The organism is Bradyrhizobium sp. USDA 4354, assembly GCF_054060315.1.
This window is the reverse complement of record NZ_JBSSDC010000001.1, coordinates 6,547,685-6,571,964: the sequence shown is the minus strand read 5'-3', so window position 1 is coordinate 6,571,964 and position 24,280 is coordinate 6,547,685. Positions and strand designations below refer to the sequence as shown.

Annotated in this window: 20 protein-coding genes; 11 read left to right on the top strand and 9 right to left on the bottom strand. The window is 64.2% G+C overall.

Features of this window, described 5'->3' with window-relative positions; all coding sequences use genetic code 11:
• Window positions 1-3: 3 nt before the first annotated feature.
• The 5 genes from ACVIIV_RS30720 to ACVIIV_RS30700 are packed head-to-tail and all read right to left on the bottom strand — an operon-like array spanning window position 4 to window position 4,605.
• Entirely contained in the window at window positions 4-888 is an 885-nt protein-coding gene (locus ACVIIV_RS30720) for an intradiol ring-cleavage dioxygenase (protein ID WP_456747520.1), read from the bottom strand.
• 15 nt (window positions 889-903) lie between these two features.
• Complete coding sequence (locus ACVIIV_RS30715) at window positions 904-1,806, bottom strand: NAD(P)-dependent oxidoreductase (protein ID WP_456747519.1); 903 nt, start codon at window positions 1,804-1,806, stop codon at window positions 904-906.
• Between the two features lie 21 nt (window positions 1,807-1,827).
• Window positions 1,828-3,201 carry an amidohydrolase family protein gene (locus tag ACVIIV_RS30710; protein ID WP_456747518.1) on the bottom strand — a complete coding sequence of 458 codons (1,374 nt, stop codon included), beginning with the start codon at window positions 3,199-3,201 and terminating at the stop codon, window positions 1,828-1,830.
• 4 nt (window positions 3,202-3,205) lie between these two features.
• Entirely contained in the window at window positions 3,206-4,285 is a 1,080-nt protein-coding gene (locus tag ACVIIV_RS30705; protein WP_456747517.1) for a maleylacetate reductase, read from the bottom strand.
• A complete protein-coding gene (locus tag ACVIIV_RS30700) occupies window positions 4,282-4,605 on the bottom strand; it encodes a Dabb family protein (RefSeq protein WP_456747516.1) in 324 nt (107 codons plus the stop codon). The genes ACVIIV_RS30705 and ACVIIV_RS30700 overlap by 4 nt, the downstream gene beginning before the upstream one ends.
• Before the next feature lie 107 nt (window positions 4,606-4,712).
• On the opposite strand from ACVIIV_RS30700, the gene ACVIIV_RS30695 reads away from it, so the two are divergent.
• From ACVIIV_RS30695 to ACVIIV_RS30665, 7 genes are all read left to right on the top strand, one after another.
• On the top strand, window positions 4,713-5,636 hold the full coding sequence (locus tag ACVIIV_RS30695) for a LysR family transcriptional regulator (protein WP_456747515.1): 924 nt from the start codon (window positions 4,713-4,715) through the stop codon (window positions 5,634-5,636).
• A gap of 13 nt (window positions 5,637-5,649) precedes the next feature.
• Window positions 5,650-7,095 (top strand): xylulokinase, encoded by a 1,446-nt coding sequence (xylB, locus tag ACVIIV_RS30690; protein ID WP_456747514.1) that lies wholly within the window; start codon window positions 5,650-5,652, stop codon window positions 7,093-7,095.
• 141 nt (window positions 7,096-7,236) lie between these two features.
• Window positions 7,237-8,760 carry a sugar ABC transporter ATP-binding protein gene (locus ACVIIV_RS30685; RefSeq protein WP_456747513.1) on the top strand — a complete coding sequence of 508 codons (1,524 nt, stop codon included), beginning with the start codon at window positions 7,237-7,239 and terminating at the stop codon, window positions 8,758-8,760.
• Window positions 8,753-9,793, top strand: a complete 1,041-nt coding sequence (locus tag ACVIIV_RS30680; protein ID WP_456747512.1) for an ABC transporter permease subunit — start codon at window positions 8,753-8,755, stop codon at window positions 9,791-9,793. The genes ACVIIV_RS30685 and ACVIIV_RS30680 overlap by 8 nt, the downstream gene beginning before the upstream one ends.
• Before the next feature lie 89 nt (window positions 9,794-9,882).
• A complete protein-coding gene (locus ACVIIV_RS30675) occupies window positions 9,883-10,830 on the top strand; it encodes an ABC transporter substrate-binding protein (RefSeq protein ID WP_456747511.1) in 948 nt (315 codons plus the stop codon).
• A gap of 125 nt (window positions 10,831-10,955) precedes the next feature.
• On the top strand, window positions 10,956-11,423 hold the full coding sequence (locus tag ACVIIV_RS30670) for a MarR family winged helix-turn-helix transcriptional regulator (protein WP_456747510.1): 468 nt from the start codon (window positions 10,956-10,958) through the stop codon (window positions 11,421-11,423).
• Window positions 11,424-11,469: 46 nt separating this feature from the next.
• The gene (locus ACVIIV_RS30665; protein ID WP_456747509.1) at window positions 11,470-13,179 is read left to right on the top strand and encodes an FAD-dependent oxidoreductase; all 1,710 of its coding nucleotides are present in this window, start codon (window positions 11,470-11,472) and stop codon (window positions 13,177-13,179) included.
• A gap of 128 nt (window positions 13,180-13,307) precedes the next feature.
• On the opposite strand, the gene ACVIIV_RS30660 is transcribed toward ACVIIV_RS30665, so the two are convergent.
• The 3 genes from ACVIIV_RS30660 to ACVIIV_RS30650 form a co-directional block, all read right to left on the bottom strand.
• The gene (locus tag ACVIIV_RS30660) at window positions 13,308-14,843 is read right to left on the bottom strand and encodes a glucosamine inositolphosphorylceramide transferase family protein (protein WP_456747508.1); all 1,536 of its coding nucleotides are present in this window, start codon (window positions 14,841-14,843) and stop codon (window positions 13,308-13,310) included.
• Window positions 14,844-14,871: 28 nt separating this feature from the next.
• Window positions 14,872-16,047: a glycosyltransferase family 4 protein gene (locus tag ACVIIV_RS30655; protein WP_456747507.1), complete on the bottom strand. Its 1,176-nt coding sequence runs from the start codon at window positions 16,045-16,047 to the stop codon at window positions 14,872-14,874.
• A gap of 238 nt (window positions 16,048-16,285) precedes the next feature.
• Complete coding sequence (locus ACVIIV_RS30650) at window positions 16,286-17,632, bottom strand: lipopolysaccharide biosynthesis protein (RefSeq protein ID WP_456747506.1); 1,347 nt, start codon at window positions 17,630-17,632, stop codon at window positions 16,286-16,288.
• 440 nt (window positions 17,633-18,072) lie between these two features.
• Here ACVIIV_RS30650 and ACVIIV_RS30645 point away from each other — a divergent pair, with 440 nt between their 5' ends.
• Window positions 18,073-19,296, top strand: a complete 1,224-nt coding sequence (locus ACVIIV_RS30645; protein WP_456747505.1) for an FAD-dependent oxidoreductase — start codon at window positions 18,073-18,075, stop codon at window positions 19,294-19,296.
• A 124-nt stretch (window positions 19,297-19,420) separates the two neighbouring features.
• Here ACVIIV_RS30645 and ACVIIV_RS30640 read toward each other — a convergent pair whose 3' ends face one another.
• Entirely contained in the window at window positions 19,421-20,350 is a 930-nt protein-coding gene (locus ACVIIV_RS30640) for a GNAT family N-acetyltransferase (protein ID WP_456747504.1), read from the bottom strand.
• 807 nt (window positions 20,351-21,157) lie between these two features.
• On the opposite strand from ACVIIV_RS30640, the gene ACVIIV_RS30635 reads away from it, so the two are divergent.
• Genes ACVIIV_RS30635 through ACVIIV_RS30625 form a run of 3 tightly spaced genes read left to right on the top strand, consistent with a single transcriptional unit; the run spans window position 21,158 to window position 24,244 of the window.
• Window positions 21,158-22,318 carry a transporter substrate-binding domain-containing protein gene (locus tag ACVIIV_RS30635; protein WP_456747503.1) on the top strand — a complete coding sequence of 387 codons (1,161 nt, stop codon included), beginning with the start codon at window positions 21,158-21,160 and terminating at the stop codon, window positions 22,316-22,318.
• Window positions 22,315-22,980: an ANTAR domain-containing response regulator gene (locus ACVIIV_RS30630; RefSeq protein ID WP_456747502.1), complete on the top strand. Its 666-nt coding sequence runs from the start codon at window positions 22,315-22,317 to the stop codon at window positions 22,978-22,980. The genes ACVIIV_RS30635 and ACVIIV_RS30630 overlap by 4 nt, the downstream gene beginning before the upstream one ends.
• 10 nt (window positions 22,981-22,990) lie before the next feature.
• Window positions 22,991-24,244 (top strand): urea ABC transporter substrate-binding protein, encoded by a 1,254-nt coding sequence (locus tag ACVIIV_RS30625; RefSeq protein ID WP_456747501.1) that lies wholly within the window; start codon window positions 22,991-22,993, stop codon window positions 24,242-24,244.
• The last annotated feature ends 36 nt before the right edge of the window (window positions 24,245-24,280 follow it).

The window sequence follows — 24,280 nt, the reverse complement described above, 5'->3', positions numbered from 1 at the left end:
AGCTTAAGCGGCTCTCGCGTTGCTCGCGAGCTGCTTCAAGCCGAAATCATAGTTGAGATGAAAATAATCGCGCTCCACCATGCGACCATCCGGCGCACGGCCGGCGGGATGCCGGACGAACTCGCAGATCAAGCTGTCCTTGACGCCGAACACCACGTCGCTGTCGAGATATTGGTCGCCGGCAACGAACACGTGCGTCACGAGCTGTTCGAAACCGGGCGCTGAGATCATGAAGTGCACGTGGGCGGGCCGCCAGGGATGGCGCCCCTGTGCCTCCAGCATGTCGCCGACCGGGCCGTCATGCGGGATCGGATAGGCGGCGGGCCTGATCGACCAGAAGTGGAAACGGCCGTTGCTGTCGGTGTGGAAGCGGGCGCGCATCGCGAGATCGCCGATCTTGTCGAGCTGCTGCACGTCGTAATAGCCATCGTCGTCGGAATGCCAGACGTCCACGATGGCGCCGGCCAGCGGCTTTCCGTCCACGGTCGCGACCGAGCCGGTGACCAGCATCGGATCGCCTTCCATCGGCCCGGAGATGTCAGCGCCGCTGCCCTTCTCCGGCGCCGCCTGGACGAAGAACGGCCCGAGCACCGTCGTCTCGGTCGCGCCTTCGGGCACCGGATGGTTGATGGCATCGACCAGCATGGAGACGCCGAGCGTGTCCGACAGCAGGATGAACTCCTGGCGCTTGTCGTTGCACATATGCCCGGTGCGGGTCAGGAAGTCGATGCCGTACTCCCATTCCTTCTGTGTCGGCCGCACCTCGCGGACGAAGGCATGAAGGTGACGCACCAGTGCCTCGCTGACCTCTTTGATGCGCGGATCGGTTGCGCCCGCGATCCGCTCCAGCACCGCGTCCGTGATCGTGTTCTCGTTGAAGTTACGCATGTAAGCCTCCGTTGATCACAGCTTCGGCTCGCCGAGGCCGGACAGCCGCTCGAGATGTTTGACGGTCGCGATGAAATCGGTCTCGCCGTCGCCCTGTGCGACCAGCGAGCCGTAGGTCTCGCGCACCTGGGCTGCGAGCTGAAGCGGCACGCCGACGGCGTGGCCGGCACCTAAGATGAGATCGAGATCCTTGGCCATCTGCTTGCAGGAGAAAGTGGACTCGAAGTCCCGCGCCCGCAGCGGCGCGGTCTTGTACTTCACCATTGGTGAAGCCACCGCGCTGTCGTCGAGCACCTTCAAGATGTCCTGCCAGGCGATGCCGCCCTTGCGCGCCAGCGCCAGGCTCTCCGCCATCATCGCGGCCGACACCGCGATCATCAGATTGACCGACAGTTTTGCATAGCGCGCCTCTTCAGCGGGGCCGAGATAAGTCTGGGCACGGGTAAAGGCGGCGAACAGCGGCTTTGCGCTTTCGAAGGCGTCGTTCGGCCCTGAGACAAAGCAGGTCAGCGCGCCGGTGTGAACGATGCTGGCATTGCCGGAGACCGGCGAACGAAGATAGGCAATGCCGCGTGCCTGCGCGGCGGCGGCAACTTCGGTGGAAGCTTCGACACTCACGGTGCTGGTCTCGATGAGAACAGCACCGGGCGTCATCGCGGCGATCATGCCGGTGGGGCCGAGCAGCGCGCCGCGCAAGGCGGCGTCGTCGGGCAGGGACGTGACGACTGCGGTCTTGCCGCTCACGGCCTCGGCGGACGAGGCGGCAATCGCAATCCCTTGCGCGCGCGCCTCGTCGATCCGCGCTGCGCTCTGGTCGAAGGCGCTGACGGCAAAACCGGCCTTGGCGACGAGCACCGACATCGGCAGGCCCATCTTGCCGATTCCGATGAAGGCAACATTCCTTGGCGTATCTGTCATTGTTGTTGTCCATTGGCGCCTTCAGGTGGCGCGTCCTTGTCGTTCGATGTCCTGCACCAGCCGCCGGCCGGATTGTGCCAGCAACTCTTTCTTGGTCTCCAGCCCCTCGGCCAGCAACTGGCCGTTCCGCTTCTTCCAGGCGCCGCCGATCATGACGGACTCGATGTTGGCGAGGCTCGTCTGCATCACGACGGTCGCGACGGGATCGTGCACCGGGAAGAGGTTGAGATCGGAGGCGTTGATGATGACGAGGTCGGCAAGCTTGCCCGGCGTCAGCGAGCCGATCTGGTTCTCGCGGCCGAGCATCCGAGCACCTTCCGTTGTGATCCAGCGTAGCGCCTCGCGGATGGGAATGGTGGTCGTCACCGGAATAGTCCCACTGGTCTTGCGGGTCTCCGCATTGTCGAGCGCCCGCTGCATCGACAGCGCAACGCGGGCTGCGGAGAGGAGATCGCCGGCCAGCACGGATTCGAGATCAATGCCGATCGTCGGCCGCACGCCGCGCTTCAGGAGGCGTCCAGTGATCGGAAAGCCGTGGCCCTGGATCATTTCGTTCTCAGGTGTCACCGAGAAGGACACGCCGAGATCGACCATCCGATCCAGGAGATCATCAGGCAAATCGTTGGCATGGACGATATTGACGCCCGCGCCGACGAGGCCCGCCTCAATCAGCTTCTCCCAGCCGCCGGGCGTCTTGGCCGGTCCGCCGCCCTGATGCATCGAGGCGATCAAGTTCAGCTCCCGCGCCAGGCGGAAATCCTGCACGGCGACGTCGAGCGTCGAATAATGCGGACCGAGAATGGCGAGCCCGAGCGTGACGAGGCCGCCGCGGTCGGCGAGGGGGCCTGCCAGCAGCCGTTCAACCTCGCGGCGCGGATGCGGCACTTCCGAGAAATGGCGCTCGCCCGGCTTCGGCTCCGGCTTGGGCGAGCCATGGAAGAACGCGGCGCGGATGCCGCTCTCGATCAGGCCGCGCACCGCAGCGTCGGTATGATCAGGCGTCGGATTGTTGTGGCACCAGTCGACCAGCGTGGTGACGCCGTGGTTGATCTGGTTCAGCGCGCCGACCAGCGTCGCGATGTGGATGTCCTCGGGCCGGAACACGGTCGCGAGGCCCGCATGCATGCGGCGGAAGTATTCGAGCAGCGTCCAGTTCGCGGCGAAGCCGCGCAAGCCTGTCTGCCAGGTGTGCATATGCGCGTTGATCAGGCCCGGGATGACGATGCGGCCCTTGCCGTCGACGATTTCGGTCTCGGCGGCGCCGCTGCCAAGATCGATCGATGGGTGCATGTCGATGATCCGGCTGCCCTCGATCAGGACGTCGCCGGTGCGGAGATCGCCAATCGCATCATCCATGCTGATGACGGTGGCGGATCTGATTAGCGTGCGCCGCATTGCGTCACGCCGCCGCTTTGATGGCGCTCGGCCGCTCGCCGGCCCAGGCGCGCGCGATCAGGTCGCGGATGGCGCCACGTTCGAGTGGCCGCGGATTCCAGTAAGCGTTGGTGACGGCGAGATCGGCCGCCTTGTCGATGCCGCTCTCAGGCATGCCGACGTCGCGCAGCGCAACCTTTGCACCCAGCCGCTTGGCAAGGTCGTACAGCCCTTGCGATGCATCTGCCGAGCCGATCGCGCGCGAGATGCGTGTCATTGCATCGGCTACTGCCGGTGCGTTGTAGGCCAGCGCATGCGGCAGCACGATGGTGTGGGTTTCGGCGTGCGGCAGGTCGAAGGTTCCGCCCAGCGTGTGGCAGAGCTTGTGATGCAGCGCCATGCCAACGGTGCCCAGACAGACACCGCACAGCCAGGCGCCATAGAGCGCTTCGGTGCGGGCCTCGCGGTCGTCGGGCTTGGCGGCGATCGCGGGCAGGGCGCGCGCCAGCGCGCGGATGCCTTCTTCCGCCATCAGCGACGTCACGGGATTGGAATCGCGCGCGTAGAGCGCCTCGACAGCATGCGCGATCGCATTGATGCCGGATGTCGCGGCCAGACTCGCCGGCAGCGTCAGGGTGAGATCGACATCGTAGATCACGGTCTCCGGCAGCACGGCGGCGTCGCGCACCGTGGTCTTCAGGCCGTTCTCGGTCTGGCCGACGATCGGCGTCATCTCCGAGCCGGCATAGGTGGTGGGGATGCAGAGCTGGTTGACCCCGGTGCGCAAGGCCAGCGCCTTGCCGAGACCGGTGGTCGAGCCGCCGCCGAGCGAGACGACGCAGTCGGCCCCGCACGCCTTCATCGCCGCGAGCGCGCGCTCCGTGACCTCGACAGGCGTATGCATGACCGCGCCGGGAAAGATGCCGGCATAGAGCGGGCCGAGGGCTGCACCGAGGCTCTTGCCCTGCGCCTCCTGCTGCGGCGTCGTTAGCACCAGCGCGCGCTTGCCGCCGAGCCGCTCGACCTCGGCCTTGGCGGTGGCAAGCGTGCCGCTGCCGAACACGACGCGGCAGGGCAGGTTTTCAAAGGTGAACGAACCGATCATGCGCCGGTCTCTTTGATGGGATAATCGACCTGGAAGCGCCCGATCCGCAAGTCGCCCAACGCCTCGCGCACGCGCAGATGTTCGGGGTGATTGGCGTAGGCGCTGAGCGCCGCCTGGTCGGTGAATTCGGAGAACAGGACCACGTCGCAGGCGTAATCGACCGCGCTGACGTCCATGCCGACTTCGATATGGGTGAGGCCGTCGATCCGGCCCTTGAGGCCCTCGAACAGGGTCTTGACCTTGATCCGGGCGGCGGAGCGCTCCTCAGGGGTCTCCCCGCGCAGCCGCCACATCACGATGTGCCTGATCGGGCCCGACATTTCCTGATTTCCTCGCCTGCCATTGTGCCTTGTTGGGGGCATTTTGCCTTGCAGAAATCGGAATTAAAGGTCAAAATTTGTAAGTCTCTTTTCCTGTTTCCGCAAAAATGGACCGGCTGCTCCAACTCGAAGTCTTCTCCAAAACCGCCGAGCTCGGCAGCCTGTCCAAGGCCGCCGAGATGCTGCGGATGTCGAACGCGGCTGCCAGCCGACATCTCAGCGCGCTGGAGGAGCGCCTTGCGGTTCGCCTGATCGAGCGCAACACGCGCCGGCAATGGCTGACCGAGGCAGGGCAGGAACTGTTGCAGCGCTGCAGCACGCTGCTGAACGAACTCGCCGAGGCCGAAGACGCCGTCTCTGACCGCGCGCTGTCGCCGAAGGGGATGCTGCGCGTGACGAGTTCGCTGTCTTTCGCGATGATCTATCTCGCGCCGATGCTGCCCGCCTTCCGCGCGCTCTATCCTGATCTCAACGTGCAGATCATCAGCGCGAACCGCTATCTGGACTTCATCGAGGCCGGCATCGACGTCGCGATCCGCACGCGCGAGCACGAGCCGGACTCCAACATCGTCGTCCGCCGCATCGGCCAGATGCACCGCGTGCTCGCTGCGGCCCCGTCATATCTGCAGAAGCACGGCCTGCCGGAGCATCCCGCCGATCTCGCCCGCCACAACATGCTGATCTACAATCTCGCCAACGATCCCTATTCGCTGCGGCTAAGCAAGGGCAGCACGACGCAGACCGTCCGGATCGCACCGACGCTCGACAGCAATGACGGCCAGATCATCTGCGGCGCGGCGCGCGCCGGGCTCGGCATCCTGATCCAGCCGCTCTACATCGTGCAGAGCGATATCGCGGCCGGCCGACTGGTGCCCGTCCTGAGAGGCTGGGAGCTGCCGTTGCTCACCATGAACATCGCCTATCAGAACCGTGTTCGGCTGCCCGCCAAGATCAGAGTGTTTTCCGACTTCCTGGTCAGCCACATCCGCGAGCATTCGGAGCCGGGGATCTGGATCGACACGGCGAAGTGAGCGGGAAGCATTCATGTATCTCGGCATCGATCTCGGCACCTCGGCGGTCAAGACCGTTCTCGTCGACGATGCACAACGCGTGATTGCAAGCGAGAGCCGGCCGCTCGCGACCGCCTCGCCGCAAGCAGGCTATTACGAGCAGGATCCCGCGCAGTGGATCGCTGCGACCTTTGCGACGCTGGATGCTCTGAAGGCATCGCATGCCGGCGCATTGGCGGCGGTCGAGGGCATTGGACTGTCCGGCCAGATGCACGGTGCCACGCTGCTCGATGCGAGCTTGAGACCCTTGCGGCCCTGCATCCTCTGGAACGACGGACGCTCCGCCGCGGAGTGCCGCCTGCTGGAGCAGCGCTGGCCCACCTTGCGTGCGACGACGGGCAACAGGGCCATGCCGGGTTTCACCGCGCCGAAGCTGCTCTGGATCGCCGAGCACGAGCCTGACATCTTTGCGGCGACCAAGCTCGTTCTGCTGCCTAAGGCCTATCTGCGCCTGGTGCTCTCAGGCGAGGCCGTCGAGGATGTCTCGGATGCATCGGGATCGCTGTGGCTCGACGCCGCGCGCCGGGACTGGTCGGACGCAGCCCTGGCAGCGACCGGCCTGTCGCGCGATCACATGCCGCGTCTGGTCGAGGGATGCGCGCCCGCAACGACGCTGCGCAGTGAGCTCGCGCAGCGCTGGGGTATGATCAAGCAGCCGGTGATCGCGGGCGGTGCCGGCGACAATCCGGCCGGCGCCGTCGGCATCGGCGCGATCCGGCCGGGAGCCGCGTTCGTGTCGCTGGGAACCTCGGGTGCCCTCATGGCGCCGACCGACAGGATCGCCGCGAATCCCGATCGCGTCGTGCACACGTTCTGCCACGCCATTCCCGGCATGTGGATTCAGGCCGGCGCGATCCTCTCGGCCGCCTCCTGCCTCGCCTGGGCCGCGCGCCTGTTCGGGGTCAGCGAGGCCGAGCTGCTGGCGCCGCTTGGAGCGCGCCCGCAGGCGCCGTCGCACGTGAGCTTTCTGCCCTATCTCGCGGGCGAGCGGACCCCGCACGACGATCCCGCCGCGCGCGGCATGCTGGATGGCCTGAGCCATGGCACCGATCGCGGGACGATGGTGCAGGCGGTGCTTGAAGGCGTTGCCTTCGCGCTTGCCGATTGTCGCGACGCACTCGCGGATGCCGGCATTGCGATTGCGGAAGCCGATGTCATTGGCGGTGGTTCACGGTCCCGGTTCTGGCTCGCGGTGCTGGCCAACGTGCTGAACGTTCCGGTTCATCGCTTTGCCGGAGGTGAGACCGGCGCGGCGTTCGGTGCGGCGAGATTGGGGCGACTTGCTGTCACGCGTGAGGCAATCGGTGACGTATGCACGCGACCGCAGCGCATCGAAACATTTGAACCCGACGCTGCACTGGTCGATGCCTATGCCGAACGGCTTCCCGCGTGGCGCGAACTGTATCGGCCGCGCCACTAGCTGGCCCAATCTGGTTTGCATACTTCGGTATACTCGCCTTCGGTATTGCCCTGCGTCACCCGCTTTTGTTTAATGACCAAACCGCGCTGACAAGAACGATTGAGACGCGGGTGGGAAACGCATTGTGCGCCGGGAGGCACGATGAACGATCCGATCCTCGAGATGCGCGGAGTCTCGAAGACCTTCTTCGGCATCAAGGCGCTGCGGGCCGTCGATCTCACCGTCTATGCCGGCGAAATTCATGCCCTGATGGGGGAGAACGGCGCCGGCAAGTCGACGCTGATGAAGATCCTGTCCGGCGCCTACCGGCCAGATCCCGGCGGCGAGATCCGCATCGAGGGCAGGGCGGTGCGGATCGAAGGTCCGCTCGGCGGCCGCGCTGCGGGCATCTCCATCATTTATCAGGAGCTGTCGCTCGCTCCCAATCTCACCGTGGCCGAGAATATCTATCTCGGCCGGGAAATATCGCGATCAGGTTTGCTGGCACGCGCGGCGATGCGCGAGGGTGTCGGCCCCATCTTGACGAGACTGGGTGCGGACTTCCTGCCGTCGACTCTGGTGGCGCATCTGTCCATGGGCCAGCGGCAACTGGTCGAGATCGCGCGTGCGCTGCATGCCAGATCAAAGATCCTGATCATGGATGAGCCGACCACCTCGTTGTCGGCCGCCGAAAGCGAGCGGCTGTTCGCGCTGATCCGCCAGCTTCGCTCTGAGGGGCTTGCCATCATCTACATCTCGCATCGCATGGACGAGGTCTACGCGCTCGGCGACCGCGTCACCGTGCTACGCGACGGTCGGCTGGTCGGCTCGCTCGACAAGCCGGAGATCCGCGCCGACACCATCGTCCGGCTGATGGTCGGTCGTGACGTCTCCTCGTTTTACAAGAAGGATCACGATCCGGAGGCGGGACGGGGGCACCCCGTGCTCGCAGCGATCGACATGGCCGATGGCCAGCGCGTCAAGGGTTGCTCGCTCACCGTGCATGCGGGCGAGGTGGTCGGGCTCGCCGGCCTGATCGGCGCCGGCCGCACCGAGCTTGCACATCTCATCATCGGTGCGACGCCCAAGGCCTCCGGCGGGCTCGAGCTGGAGGGACGTCCGGTCGATATCCGCACGCCGGGCGAGGCGCTCGAGGCCGGGATCGCCTATCTGACCGAGGACAGGAAGGCGCTCGGCTTGTTCCTGGACATGTCGTGCCTCGACAACATCAATCTCGCTGTGCTCGGGCGCGATGCGAAGCTCGGCTGGGTCCTGGATCGCGACAAGGCGCGCGAACGCGCCGACCGGGCTTTCGCAGGGCTCAGCATTCGCGCCGCCAATGTCGGCGTCCCCGCCGGCGGTCTGTCCGGCGGCAACCAGCAGAAGGTGCTGCTGTCGCGCCTTCTCGCCATTGCGCCCAAGGTCCTGATCCTCGATGAGCCGACGCGTGGCGTCGACGTCGGCGCCAAGTCGGAGATCTATTCGATCATCGACAATCTGGCCAAGGCCGGCACCGCGATCCTCGTCATCTCGTCCGATCTGCCCGAGATCATCGGCATCTGCGACCGCGTCGTCGTGATGCGTAGCGGGCACATCGCCGGCGAGGTCACACGCGGCCCGAATTCGCCGTTGAACCAGGAAGACATCATGGCGCTTGCCACGGGGATGGAACATCTCGATGCCTGACAATGTTGCTTCGGAGGCCAAGCCCGCTGTGAAGACGACCAACGGCGCTGCCGCAGAGACAAGGCGTCAGCGGGTGAGGATGCTGATCAGCGCGCTCGGCATGCTGCCGGTGCTGCTGATTCTCTGCATCGGCTTCCACCTGCTGTCCGAGGGCCGCTTCTTCACGGGACAGAATCTGGGCATCGTGCTGCAGCAGGCCGCGGTGAACACCGTGCTTGCCGCAGGCATGACCTTCGTCATCCTCACTGGCGGCATCGACCTCTCGGTCGGCTCGATCCTGGCGGCGTCCGCGATGGCTGGATTGACGCTCTCCAAACTGCCGGAGCTCGGGATGCTGTGGCTGCCGGCTGCGCTGCTCACGGGCCTTGGCTTCGGAATCATCAACGGCGCGCTGATTGCGCTCCTTCGCCTGCCGCCCTTCATCGTCACGCTCGGCTCGCTCACCGCGGTGCGCGGTCTGGCACGGCTGCTGGGGGCCGACACCACCGTGTTCAATCCATCCATTCCCTATGCTTTCATCGGCAACGGCTCGCTGACGCTCGTTCCCGGCGTCGCGTCGATCCCGTGGCTCTCGGTGATCGCCTTGCTCGTCATCCTGGTCTCGTGGCTGGTGCTGCGCCGGACCGTGCTCGGCGTGCATATCTATGCGGTGGGCGGCAATGAAAGCGCGGCGCGGCTTGCCGGTATCAAGGTCTGGGCCGTGCTGATCTTCGTCTACGGTGTTTCCGGACTTTTCGCCGGGCTCGGCGGCGCCATGCAGGCGGCACGGCTTTACGCCGCCAACGGCCTGCAGCTCGGTCAGTCCTACGAGCTCGACGCGATCACCGCTGTGATCCTCGGCGGCACCTCGTTCGTCGGCGGCATCGGCTCGATCTGGGGCACGCTGGTCGGTGCGCTGATCATCGCCGTGCTCTCGAACGGCCTCATCCTCATCGGTGTCTCGGACATCTGGCAATATGTGATCAAGGGCCTCGTTATTATCGGCGCCGTGGCACTGGATCGGTACCGGCTGCAAGGCTCTGCCAGGACGTGAAAGGCTCCGCGAGAGCTTGAAAATGCGATGTTCCGGTGCGGCCACTGGTCTGCCGTGCCTGACATGAAGACAGACCAGGGAGGAAGTCCATGTTGAAGACGATCATGCTCGCCGGCGCCGCCATGGCGCTTGCCCTAGGCACCGCACCATCTTTCGCCAAGGAGCTCAAGTCGATCGGCGTCTCGCTGGGATCGATGGGCAACCCGTTCTTCGTCGCGCTGTCGAAGGGCGCCGAGTTCGAGGCCAAGAAGACCAATCCCAATGTGAAGATCACGACGGTCGGCTTCGAATACGACCTCGGCAAGCAGGTCACCCAGATCGACAATTTCATCGCCGCCGGCGTCGACCTGATCCTGCTCAACCCTGGCGATCCCAAGGCGATTGGGCCGGCGATCAAGAAGGCGCAGGCGGCGGGCATCGTCGTCGTCGCCGTCGACACCGCGGCCGAAGGCGCCGACGCCACCGTGACAACGAACAATGTGCAGGCCGGCGAGATCTCCTGCCAGTACATCGTCGACAAGTTGGGCGGCAAGGGCGACGTCATCATCGAGAACGGGCCGCAGGTCTCCGCAGTGATCGACCGCGTCGTCGGCTGCAAGAACGTGTTCGCGAAGAATCCCGGCATCAAGGTGTTGTCCAGCGACCAGGACGGCAAGGGTTCGCGCGAAGGCGGTCTCACTGTCGCGCAGGGCTATCTGACACGCTTCCCCAAGATCGATGCCATCTTCGCCATCAACGATCCGCAGGCGATCGGCACCGACCTTGCGGCGCGCCAGCAGAACCGCAGCGGCATCGTGATCACAGCGGTCGACGGCGCGCCTGATATCGAGGCCGCACTGAAAGATCCGCAGTCGCCGCAGATCCAGGCTTCGGCGTCGCAGGACCCGTTCTTCATGGCGCGGCGGGCCGTGCAGGTCGGCGTCGGCATTCTCAACGGCCAGAAGCCGGCCTCGACCGTCGAGCTCCTGCCGTCCAAGCTCGTGACCAGGGACAACGTCGCCGAGTACAAGGGCTGGACCTCGGATCGCTCCCAGTAAGACGCGGTCCGCGAGGACGCGCGAAACACGAGACGACGGGCGGCGTTTTGATCGACGCCGCCCGCGGGCTGACTGTTGTGTTAGCCTCGCGCGATCTCGATCGCTCGATTCGGAAAGCACTTCTCGTGAAAGCCAGGACATCCGGCACCGCGTGGCGGCATGCCAATATCGGCCGCCTGCTCAATAACGCCGTGCGGCGTTTCGAAGGCCGCGTGCTCGAATTGATGAGCGAGCGCGGGCACGACGAGACGCGCATCGCACATGTCGGCCTCACGCGCAATCTGGACGTGGAGGGGACGCGGCTCACCGAGCTTGCCCGCCGCGCCTCCATGAGCAAGCAGGCGATGGGCGAGCTGGTCGACCAATGCGCCGAGCTCGGCCTCGTCGATCGCATCGCGGACCCGATCGACCGGCGCGCGCGCATCGTGATGTTCACGCCGGCCGGGCGCAAATGGCTCGATGCGTTCCGCGACGCCGTCGACATCGCCGAGCAGGAGATGCGCGCCGAGCTTGGCAAGGCCACGATGGACGCAATCCTGAAGGGGCTGGCGGTCTACGGCGCGAAATTCGACACGCTCGACGATGCCGATTAGTCAGGCTACTTGACGATATCGTCAGGCGACCTTACCATGCAAGATAGTGCTGGTAGGGAGAAGCGTCTTGGAAGCACGTCTGACGGCCGCGGTGCTCATCGTGGGCGGAGGCCCCTGCGGGCTGATGCTGGCCAACGAACTCGGCCGCCGCGGTGTGTCCGCGATCCTGGTCGATGAAAAGCCGGGCACGGCATTCAATCCGCAAGCCAATGCGACGCAGGCGCGCTCGATGGAGCACTATCGGCGGCTGGGTTTTGCCGACGAGATCAGGCGGGAAGGGTTGCCCGCCGACTATCCGACCGACGTTGCTTACTTCACGCGCTATACCGGCTACGAACTAGCGCGCTTTGCACTGCCGTCATCGGCGCGCGCCGGCGAGCTCATCAAGGGCATGTCGGGCTCCTGGAGCGCGGCGGAGCTGCCGCACCGGGTCTCGCAGAAATATGTCGAGACGGTGCTGCGTCGCCATGCCGAACGGCTCCCCGGAATCAAGCTGAACTATGGCCACCGGCTGGTCAGCTACGTCGAAAGCGATGACGGCATCGTCGGCGAGATCGAATGCCTCGATGACGGCAGCCGCTTTCAGGTTCGGGCGGACTTCCTGGTCGGCGCCGACGGGCCGCGCTCGATGGTCCGGCAATCGCTGGGGATCGTCTATGGCGGCGAGACCGGGACGCAGCGCGATTTCATGGGCGGCCGCATGCTGGCCGTGTATCTTCGCTCGCCGGAGTTCTACGCCAGCATCCCGCATGCCAAGGCGTGGATGTACAATTGCTTCAACGGCGACCGCCGCGCCTTCATGGCATCGGTGAACGGACGCGACGAATTCGCGTTTCACACGCAGCTGCGGCCGGGCGAAGACGAAAGTGCAATCACGGTCAGCGACGCCAAGGCCGCGTTCCAGCGCGCCTGCGGTGCGCCGATCGAATGCGAGGTGCTGTCGTTCCTGACCTGGACCGCCGGTCACGCGCTGGTCGCGAACGGGATGCAGCGGGGCAGGGTGTTCCTCGGCGGCGACGCGGCGCATCTGTTCACGCCGACCGGCGGGCTCGGCTACAACACCGCGATCGAGGATGCGGTCAATCTCGGCTGGAAGCTCGCCAGCGTCGTCAAGGGCGTGAGCCCGGCGACGCTGCTTGATAGCTACGAGGTCGAGCGGCGTCCGGTGGCGCTCCGTAACACCGATTACGCGCGGCGCTTTGCCGACTCCCTTGGACTCTTCGCGCCAGCGCCGCAGATCGAGGACGCCACGGACGAGGGCCACGAGGCGCGGCGGACGGCGGGCATCTACCTCGATCAGCACGCCCGTGCCGAGTTCAATATCCCCGGCGTCACCTTCGGCGGACGCTATGACGGCTCGCCGATCATCGTCTCCGACGGCAGCCAGCCGCCGCCGGATGCTGCGAACGTCTACATCCCGAGCGCCTGTCCGGGCGGCCGCGCACCGCATGCCTGGCTGGAGAACGGCGTGTCCCTGTATGACCTCTTCGGGTTCGAATGGACGCTGCTGCAGTTCGGCGAGGTCGCGCTGGCTCACGCTGCGGTCGCGGAGGCCGTGCGCACGCTCGGGGTCGATGTGAAGCTCGTCACGCTACCGGCATCCTTACGCGACCTCTATGAGGCTGATCTCGCCCTGATACGTCCCGACCAGATCGTGGCCTGGCGCGGTGCCGCATCCCAGGCGGGAACGATCGGACACATCCTTGCACGCGCGCTCGGGCACAGCGCCAGCGACGACGCGCGACTGGCAAGCTGATCGGTTGCTGCCGCTGCATTCGGCTGCCAGCTCATGCGGGCTTGAGCGAAGCGCTGGCCTCTTGCGGTCCCGCGCTGGTCGATATCGCGGTCGACGACGCCACGAGGAATCTCTTCAGTCACCTGCGCTTAGCGGGCGGCGGAGAGGTTGGTTCGCGCAGATAATACGGCCGATGGGATTTTGCTCGTGAAGGCACTGGTCTTGGGTTGAACGCGCGATCCGTCGATCACCTCGAGCCGGCCGGAGCGGTTCAGCGTGTGCAGCTTCCTACCGGGCCATGGCGGGCCGGGCGTCAGCGAGTGGCGGACGATCTGCTTGAATGTCGTCGGCGACAGTTCGGTCACTTCTGCCAGGGCGAGCGCTGCGCCATACCCATCGGCGCAGTTCTGGACCGGTCGCCACAATCTGTCATTGAGGGTGACGAAGTTTCCTGCCGGCCGCGTGCTTGCACGGTCGATCAAGACCGGATTGCTGGCGTGAGGTAACCAGGGCCCCACGAGGCGATCCGCGTAATAGATTGCCAGGGAATCCGAATAGCCGCCCGTTCCGTCGCGCCAAGCGCCAAACAGATAATGCAAGCCGTTGTGGCGTGTGATCGTCGCGTCCGCCAGTTCGAGGCCGGACAGCAGTGTCGCGTCCCGCTCCCATTTGTCCGGAAAACGAACGCATTTGTAGAGCGCGACGTCGCCGTGGAGCGAGCTCTCTGGGATCATCCACAACGCGCCATCGCTCTCGATCAGAAACGGATAGGAGAGGTGCCAGGGCTCCTCCAGCACCGGAATCACCTCGCCGAGCGGCCCCGCGTCATTGAACTCGATCGCCGAAATGATGCCTTTTCCGACACGGTGATCGAGATCTTCGAAGAAGACGAATGTCCGTCCCTGCCACGTGATGGGAAAGGGATCGGCGTAGAAGTGGTTGCCTGGATCTCCCAGAACCTTCCAGCTTGGACCTGACAGATCTCCGGTCTGCCAGACGCCCGCGCCGTCAGTGAAGCGCCATCCGATATGCCAATGCGGGGCATAGCAGCAGAGGCGATAGATTTCCTTGGCGATCGATACCGCAAGGCCGCGAGCAACATAGCCAACGGGTCCGCGAGGCAGGCCATTTCCAGCGGGGCGCGCCAGCTGCGGCACGATGCGCGGCCTTCCCGACAGGATCGCCGCCACCATGGTCAGGGTTCGCGCCATGACCGTTTCGAGTGCGCCGCTGAGGCCTGCGGCAGTTTCTCCGGATGGATGGCCGCGGTCGAGGACTGAACCGTCGATCTCGTTGACGATGTCGATCACGGGCAGGTCGCCGGCGAGAATGGCGGCGAGCGCGGCGTTTTCGCCGGCAATTCCGTTGAACAGCGGCCGAAGATACAGCCGGGCAGAGCAGTTCGGATCCCGCGCGGCACCCGTAAAATCGACGATCACGTCGGCCGTCTCGGTATGAACCTGCGTCTGTTCCGGATTTATGCCGAGCTTGCTGGCGCCATTATGTTTGCCCTTGTGCAACACCACGCGTTCGAGCTCGAACAGGGCATCGAGACCTGCCGGCCGCGGCTCCGCCGTCGCCGTCCATGCAATTTGCACCGGCACGTCGCGTCCGTCGACCGACAGCGTCCTGCTGTCCATCCAGCGCCGCGCGTACTCACGTTCACAGCGAAACTCGATGATCATGTCGAGCCCATCTATTCCAATCGGCCGGTCAAATGACCTGGTCGAGAATTCGAACGTATTCCTCCACCATTGCATCTACCGAATAGCGCAACCTCAAGCCTTTGGCATTTTGTCGCAGTTCATCGCTCAGCTGTTTGTCCGTCAGCAGCTCGGAGACGGCCGCGGAGAGCTTCGCGCGATCGGAGGCATCGACGAACAATGCAGTCGGTCTTCCTTCGTAGGATAACACTTCGCGCAGCACGGGAAGATCGGTCACGACCGAGGGAACGCCGGCGTTCGCGGCCTCGACCGCGGCCAGACCGAAGGTTTCGGCCTGTGTCGGAAATACGAACACGTCCAGACAGGCCAGGAAGTCTGCCATCCGGCTGGGCGCGATTTCGCCGAGCAAATGCAGTCGGTCCGAGACGTTCAAGTCGTTCGCGAGTTGCCTCACCCGGGCCTCGTCGGCTCCCTGGCCGGCGAGCGCAAGGTGCCAGGACGGTTGATCCGGCAGCAGACGTACCGCCATATCGAGCCGTTTGTGCGGATGCAGTCTTGCTGCGCAGCCAAGCAGGATGCAGTCCGGCGGCAGATTGAACTTGTGTCGTGCAGCCTCCTTCGACAGGGTGAGGGCCTTGTCGTCGAAGCCGTGCGGCACATGCACCATGCGCGACCGATAGGCCGCAGGGTACCGCGAATATTCGCGTTCCATGTCCTGCGAGTTGAGCGTGATGCGGTCGAAGAAGCCAAGGCTGCCCATGACGATGTCGGCAGTGCGAATCGGCCAGCTCATCGACAGCGCAGATGAGACCTGATTTGCGATGACAGGCGCGCGGCTGACGAGGCGCGTCATGCCTGCGCCGATGACGTTGCCGAAATGCTGAAACGTCAGGACGGCGTCGGGCCTGGTGCTCCTGATGTGATGGCCGAGCGTCCACAGCATCTGCGCGAGCGCCACCGGATTGCCGGGCCGGCTCGGTGCGCAGTAGAGCGTATCGGGCGGCTCATCGAAGGAGTCCGATTTGCGGAAGAAGAACAGATTGGTGACCCGGTAGCCGCGCGCGGTCAGCCCGGCGCCGAGAAGCCGGGAGATCTCCTGCGCGCCGGCGTTCTCGGCCTGGGTTTGCGCGAGAAGCACGTGCAGCTTCGGCCCGCCGCTGTCCGGCCGCGCCGGTGCCATCGCGCTCGTCTCGCCCAATTCCTTGTTCGGTTGATAGTGGAGCACGGATCCCGACCCGCTAAAGAAACGAAATCTTCACCTTCTTAACTCCGTACCTATCATGCGGGCATCGCGTGGACACCGACGAGCAACAAACGGAGTTAATGGGAGGCTCTGACCACGATGTCGTTCGCGCAGCATTTCCACCGGTTCCCGGCTGGTGCGTAGCGAGCGCGTTAACCAATAGATCTGGCGCGCTGCCGGCGCGCAACTGCGGATGACCCGAGCGGCGGCGCGGCGACACCTAGTCATGCGAGTCCGCACTGCGAACGGCATAGGTGCCGCGCCTCGATGCAGAGAAGCGCAGGAGCACCAGAATGGAAGGATCCACCCCGCTTCGCCGGCGGCAGAGAACGTTCAGGGCGATGGTCGCGAGCGCGAGCGACACGGTGGCCGAAATCGCCGCGCCAAGCACGCCGAGCCAGGGAATGAGGACTAGAAATCCCGCGAGCCGCAGTGCGACGTTGGCGGCAACGACGGGAACATAGATTCGCTCATGGCCGGTCAGCTGCAGGATCGCAGCGGACGGGCCGCCTGCCGCCTGGATGGCGGTTCCGATTGCGAGCACGATCAGGACCGAGTGCTGTGCGGTGAAATGAGGTCCGAACAGGTTGAGGAGATAGGGGCCGCCGATCCAGATCGTGGCGAGACCGGCGACAACGCAAAGCGCCGTCACTTCCGCCATCAATTGCAAAGTCCGCTCGAACTCCTGGTGGTTCTTGCTGAAATACAGCGAAGGAAGTCGGCGTGCGCCGAAGGTGTACAGTGCTGCGGACACCATGGCGAAGATGTTGGCGAGGCGCGAGGCGGCAAAGTAGATTCCTGCGGTCGTCGGATCCAGCATCCAGTAGACCAGAATGACGTCGAAATACTGGTTGGCAACCTCAAGGATGGATGCGAGCCAGAAGTGGAGGGCGCTCGATCGCCAGCGGGCCGTCTCGGAGCGCGCCGGAGTACCGCGCAGGTCCGGCAGCACTCGCGCGATCGAAACGATCTGCGCAACCAGGCCCGCCGACATGGCCATGGTCATCACCGCGAACAACTCGGCGGGATCGAGTTGCCGATGGCCAAACAGCATGGCGAGCAGGAACAGGACGACGATGACCCGCCAGAAGAACTCGCGATTTCCCTCGCCCATGAGAATGCTGACCAGCGAGCGAGCGATCTGGCTGCCAAGCATCACGCCGGCATTGACGGCGGTATAGGCCGACACCGCAAGGACCTGAAGCCACCAGTCGCCTCTCATGCTCGCCACGACGGCGATCCCGCCGATCACGATCAGCATTGCGACCAAGGCGATTCTGAAGCTTGACAGGAGGACACCTTTGGTAAGGTCCGGCCGGTCGCCGACCTGATACTCGTTCAGGAATCGCACCAGCAAGGATTCCTGGCCGACCAGTCCCACGACGGCTGCGATCTGGGCCACCGAAAGCCAGGTCGCAAAGATGCCGAAGCCGTCGGGCGACATCGTTCGTGCCGCCAGCGAGAACAATGCAAACGCGAGCACGCCGCTGCCAACCTTGAGAAGGATGGTCCCGACAACACCGCGCGTGACATCGCGCCGCATGAACTGGAGGATGGATTCGATCATGGAAGGGACATGTTCCGATACCGACGACAGTCTAGCATGCCAAAAAATCGCGAGTGTTAATGGACGGATTGGGAGATCTCGCCGGTCGTGACGGTATCGCGGTTACGCCCGTTGCTTCACTCTGGAACATCGCCGTCCCCATTGTCCCAAACAGTGCAAGGTCCAGCTCGATCGATTGACGGCATAGCGCCGCATCGACGACCGCAGAAGGCGAGATCAGCCGTTGAGTGCCGAATGGCTCGCGGGGATCGGCCGCCAAGATGTCGGAAACCGGAATTTGCAGAGCATCCCGAGCAAGACGCGTGCCGCGACGTTGGCAGCGAACCCGGCGCTTCCGATCGTTAACCTCAATCTTCGGAAATGATCGCACTTGGCTCTGCGATGCGACATCAGGCGAGAGAATTGCACTGGAAGCGCCGTTAACCGTGGGAGCAGGAGCCATGACGACGGATAGAACCGTGACCGAGCCGATCGATGGGAACGAGACCGCAACGATCGTCTCGGACATCGCCATTGTCGGTGGCGGACTTGCGGGATCGCTTGCGGCGGCCGTGCTGGCGCGGGCAGGGCATCGCGTCGCTCTCGTCGACAAGCGAGCGGTCTATCCGGACGAGTTCCGGGTCGAGAAGATCGGCGGCCATCAGCTGGAGTTGCTTCGCAAGCTGGGCTTCCTCAGCGCGCTCGACGATGTCGCTTGCCGATACGATCGGGTGCTCAATATCCGAGAGGGCAAAGTGGTCGATGTCAGCGTCGGCCAGGCTTACGGATTTCCCTATGCCAATCTCGTCGCCATGGCGCGCAGCCAGATACCAGATCGATCCAACCTGATCGTCGACGAGGTCACAGGGATCAGCAGCAGCGACGACGTCCAGCATCTTGAGCTGGCTTCCGGACGGCGCGTGACGGCTCGCCTCGTTGTTCTCGCCACGGGCATGGCGGGAGTCCTGGGTTACAAGCTCGGCATCAGGCGGCGCGTGCTGGCCGAGCGCCATTCGGTTTCGTTCGGCTTCACGATCGCTCGCAGGGACGGTAGCCCGTTCGATTTCGAGGCGTTGACCTGCTACGGCGAACGCACGGCGGACGGTATCGACTATCTCAGCCTGTTTCCCGTTCATGCCGGCATGCGGGCCAATCTCTTCATGTTCCGCGATCCGACCGATCCGATCATGCGCGAGTTGCGCCGCGAACCGGAAGCGACGGTCTTGCGCCTGCTGCCGGGATTGCAATCCTATCTCGGCGATTTCCGCGTGACCGACCGGGTCCAGAATTGGGTGATGGATCTGACTGTCGTCGAGGGACATCTCCAGCCCGGCGTCGTGCTCATCGGCGATGCGTTCCAGACCAACTGTCCCGCCGCAGGCACGGGCGTTGCCCGTCTGCTGGTGGACGTCGACCGTCTCTGCACCGAATACGTGCCGCGGTGGCTCGTGACCGCAGGCATGGGCCGGGAGAAGATTTCGCAATTCTATTCCGATCGCGACAAGATCGCGGCGGACCAGCAGTCGCTCAAGATGGCGCGGTTTCGCCAGGCGCTGACATCCCGCAACGATATCGGCTGGGACGTGAGGCGGCGGTTGCACTTCCTGCGGCGCAGTCTCGCACACCGTGTCGATCAAATGAATCCGGGTTGGCTCGGGCGTGTCCGCGGCGCGTTGCGCGCCTAAAGCGCGATGAGATCAGGATGAATCGTCATCGTGCTTTAGGTTACTGTTTGAGCATGATCTTTACGGAAAACCGCTGCACACTTTTCCGGGTCATGCTCTAGGTTCTGCGCCCCTGCGCCTGCCGTCAGTCAGCGCGCGGCAGTTGGGGTGCGGGCGGTTGGAGCCTCAAATCCGACAGCCGCTTGGCCGCCAGCTTGAGCCAGGGAGCCTGCTTCAGCGCGAAGAGGGCGATGGCGCCCATGGTGCTGCCGACTTGTGTGACCGCCCACATCGGCGAAGGCTGCCCGCCGAACAATTTCTTGTATGGCTCGTCGCCAATGGTGAAATCGAGCATCTGATCTCCGCGCTCGATGCAATCCCGCGCCACCTGTTCGAACATCAACGCGCCGAGAGACTGGCTCTTGTACCCGGCGATATCGAAGGCGCTCATGATGACGAGGAAGCTGCCCCGATGGCATAGTCCGAGCACGGCGGCAATCACGTCGCCGTCCATCTTCATGGCATAGAGGCGGACAAAGGAGCCCAGGCCACGAAGGGCGACGTCGGAATAGAAGTCGTAGTATTCGGGGCGCTGCAGCAGGTCTCCGTCGCCCTGGGCGTGAAAGCGCGGGCCGCGAAACCTCCTCATCACGTCCATCGCCTCGAGCACCGAGGCGCTGTCGGCGCAGCAAGAGAAGCTCAGCGCGCCCTTCTTCTGGAGCTGACGATATTTCTTTGCGAGCTCCTTCTGATAGGAGCGATCCATCGCGCTGGCCCGCCACTGCTCGAACGGCGCGACGAGAACCGTCGCGTAGGCATTGGTGTCCATCGATACGCGGCGGGACTTGGCCAAGAGGTTTTCGATCGGAAGGCGCGCGTCGGGCAGCTTGGCCATTCGGAGCAGATCGAAGGGGCGGACGAGGCGCCGAATCTGGCCGCATGCAGCCGCGTCGTCGAGCAGTTGCGAAAACACGTCCGGGCTGCAAACCGGCGCCAGATAGTCGGAAACGCGCAAGTCGGCGAACTCGACGGTTCGTATCGGACCACGCCGGATCCGGAGCAGGGGCAGCACCATCGCGAGGGCCCCCGTCGCGCGGTGCCGGACCACGACGACCAGAGCTGTTGCACCCGCTTCCGGCGCGAGCCTGGTGTAGAGGCTATGCAGCCAGATCGGATGCTGGAACGCAGTGGCAACCGAGCGATCAAACAGCTCTGCATATTCCGGAGACAGAAACTCGAACGACTGCTCGATGACGATGTCGAACGTGTTGCTAAGCTTTTTCATGAGCAATCGAGGAAACCAGGTCCATTCGCGAGCGTCGATCGAGCCGTAGCTGCGCTTATAGCAAGGTCCTTACGGGTCAGACACCGGCAGCGTGCGATTTGCATTAATGCGTTCAACCATGTGCGTATCGTTACCAAACTCTTAATGCCGGAGGTGCATGGACCTGAGGCCGAGGATGAGATCGTGGCGCTGCCGGCAGAGACGCCTGTCGCTCGTGGCGGGAAGTACCGATGCATTCGGATTGGCATGGGGTCCATCGGCGGGCTCGACCTCGCAGCCTTCGATGGCGCGCGTCCGGCCCGAAAACATGACTTCCGGCGTGCCCTGATGTCTCCGTCGCATCGAGGCGGTGCCGCGGCTTGGCTGCACAGTTTTGCTGCACCACGATACGAATCGTGGCAGCTTTCGCTGCAATAACGCGCTTGACTTCGTAACTGATCTCAACGACCGTGCTACGCGAGCGTTGGGCAGTTCAGCCCGTCAACGCAGCGAGCTTCAACCATTTCCAACATCACGCGGGTTGCGCGTGCTCGGTTGGCGGCGAGGGCGCCCTCGGCTTAACAGCCGATGGGCGCCTTTTTTATTTTGGGACGAGTGATGGCGCGGACGAAATATCGGATCGGCGTAATGCTCTCGACGACGGGGTCCTATAGCGTCGTCGCGCGCTCGATGCTGAACGGGGCGCTGCTCGCCTTTCGCGAGATCAATGCCAGCGGTCGCGACATTGCGCTGGAGCCGGTCGTCGTCAATCCGTCCGGTGACCTCGCGAGCTATCGTTCGCTCAGCCTCGAGCTTCTCGGTTCCGGCGTCCGCCATGTGGTCGGCTGCTACACCTCGTCGAGCCGCAAGGAGGTGATCCCGTGTTTCGAGAAGCTCGACGGGCTGCTGTGGTATCCGTCTCACTACGAGGGATTCGAGAGTTCCGACAACGTCATCTATACCGGCGCCGCGCCGAACCAGCACGTGCTGCCACTCGTCGACTACCTGGCATCTCGCCTCGGTTCGCGCGCCTTCTGCGTCGGCTCCAACTACATCTGGGCCTGGGAGAACAATCGCATCTTCCGAGAGGCATTGACTGCGCGCGGTGGCGCCGTGCTCGCCGAACGATATCTCTCGGTCGGCGATACCGAGGTCGAACAGGTGATTGCGGCAATCATCGACCAACGCCCCGACTTCGTCTTCAACAATTTGATCGGTACCAGCGCCTACGCCTTCTTCCGGGCGTTCCGGGCCGCCTGCCGCGCGCGCGGCATCGATCAGGCTGCGGAGATCCCGGTTGCGAGCTGCACGCTGTCGGAACCGGAATTGCCGGAGATCGGCCCGGATGCGATCGATGGACATCTATCCTCGAGTGTCTATTTTTCCTCGCTGAACTCGGCGGAAAACGGCGCCTTCATTCGCGCCTACACCACGTCCTTTCCGGATGGACCGGTCTCGTCGGCAGACGCCGAAGCGTCCTACATCGCCGTCAAGCTGCTCGGAGCGGCCTTGTCGCAGGCCGGCACCGACGACGCCCGCACGGTACGTGCCGCCGTGGCAGACCAGCGGCTGCACGCACCGCAAGGCGAGGTTCGCATCGACCGCCAGACTTTCCACGCTTGGCTCACGCCTCGGATCGGTCGGTCGACCGCCAGCGGGCAGTTCGAAGTCCTGCTGGAATCCCGCGAGCCGATCGCGCCAGATCCCTATCTCGTTCAGTCGTCGCCGCGCTTTGCCAGCGCAATGCGCTCTCCGCTTTTGAAGGTGGTGCAATCATGAGCTCCCGACTGCTACAGAATTTCAAGGGCGGCCGTGCCATCGTCGTCACCAGGCGAGGAGGGTGGGAGAGCGCGCTCGAAACGACGCTGGCCAAGCTCGGCGTTTCCACGGAATATCCTGAGATCATCGACGGTCGTGCGCAGATCGATGTTGGGAGCCTCCAGGCCGACCGTGACATCCTGTTCATCGACGGCGATCTCGAAGGTGCAGTCGCGATCGAGGTCAATCCCGCCTCGCGATTGCCGCCCGCGCCGGTGATCGGCCTCGTTGGCGTCGAGGCGCCGAGCCGGCTCAAGGCGCTCGTCAATCTGGGCGCGACCTCGTTCCTGCGCAAGCCGGTGCATGGCGGCGCCGTCTACACGTCCTTGTTCATGGGCATCAACCAGTTCCTGCTGCGTGCCGAGATGTATGAGCGCCTGCAGGGCCTCGAGGAGCGCCGCCGCGGTCGCCGCGCGGTGATCCGGGCCGTCATCCTGCTGATGCGGCAGGACGGCCTCGACGAGGAGGGAGCCTATTCCCAGCTTCGCCGCGACAGCATGCGCGCGCGGCAGAACATGGAACTCTATTGCGAGGAGTTTCTGAGCAAGCGGGCGAAGCCGCCCGACACGTCCAGCCGCACGACCGGCATCACGCTGCAAGGCGGCAACAAGCAGGCCATCTAGGAGAAGCAAAATGAGCAAGTCTGTATTGCGGGGGCTGCGCGCCGCAGCCCTCACGGGGACGCTTGTCCTCGGATCATCCCTTGGATCACAATCGGCGCTCGCGGCGGAAAACCCGATCAAGCTCGGCGTGCTGGAGGATCAGTCCGGCGATTTCGCCGCGGCCACGATCGGCAAGGTTCACGCCATCCAGCTCGCCGCCGACGAGATCAACAAGGCCGGCGGCATCATGGGCCGGCCGTTGGAGCTCGTCGCTTACGACACGCAGTCCGACAATACCCGTTACCAGGAGTTCATGCGGCGCGTGCTCCAGCGCGACAAGGTCGATGTCGTGTTCGCAGGCTTTTCCTCAGCCTCGCGCGAAGCGTACCGCCCGATCGTCGACCAGTTCAACGGCTTCGCCTTCTACAACAACCAATACGAAGGTGGCGTCTGCGACGGCCACATGATCGTGACGGGTGCCGTGCCCGAGCAGCAGTTCTCGACGCTCATTCCCTACATGATGGAGAAGTACGGCAAGAACGTCTATACGCTCGCGGCCGATTACAATTTCGGCCAGATCTCGGCGGAGTGGGTGCGCAAAATCGTCAAGGAGAACGGCGGCAAGATGGCCGGCGAGGAGTTCATCCCGCTCGGCGTGTCGCAATTCTCCCAGAGCATCCAGAACATCCAGAAGGCCAAGCCGGACTTCGTGGTGACCCTGCTGGTCGGAACCGCGCAGGCTTCCTATTACGAGCAGGCGGCCTCCGCCAACGTCAACCTGCCGATGGCCTCCTCGGTCAATGTCGGCCAGGGCTACGAGCACAAGCGCTTCAAGCCGCCGAGCCTCAAGGACATGTTCGTCACCACCAACTACATCGAGGAGATCGACTCGCCCAAGAGCAAGGAGTTCTATGCCAAGTTCAAGGCCAAATTCCCGAGCGAGCCTTATGTGAATCAGGAGGCGGAGAACTCGTATCTCGCGGTCTATCTCTACAAGCAGATGGTGGAGCGCGCGAAATCGACCAAGCGCGAGGAGATCCGCAAGGTGATCGCGCTAGGTGACGTCTGCATGGACGCGCCGGAGGGCAAGGTCTGCATCGACCCGAAGAGCCAGCACATGTCGCACACGATCTATCTCGCCAAGGTGGGCGCCGATCATTCGATCTCCTTCCCGAAGGTCTGGGAGGACATCAAGCCGTACTGGCTGGGCGAAGCCGGCTGCGATCTCACCAAGAAAGATCCGATGGCCCAGTACACGCCATCGAATCCTCCGCCGAAACCCTGACCGGCGGCGGGTCGCCCCGGCCTTCGCGGCTGGCCG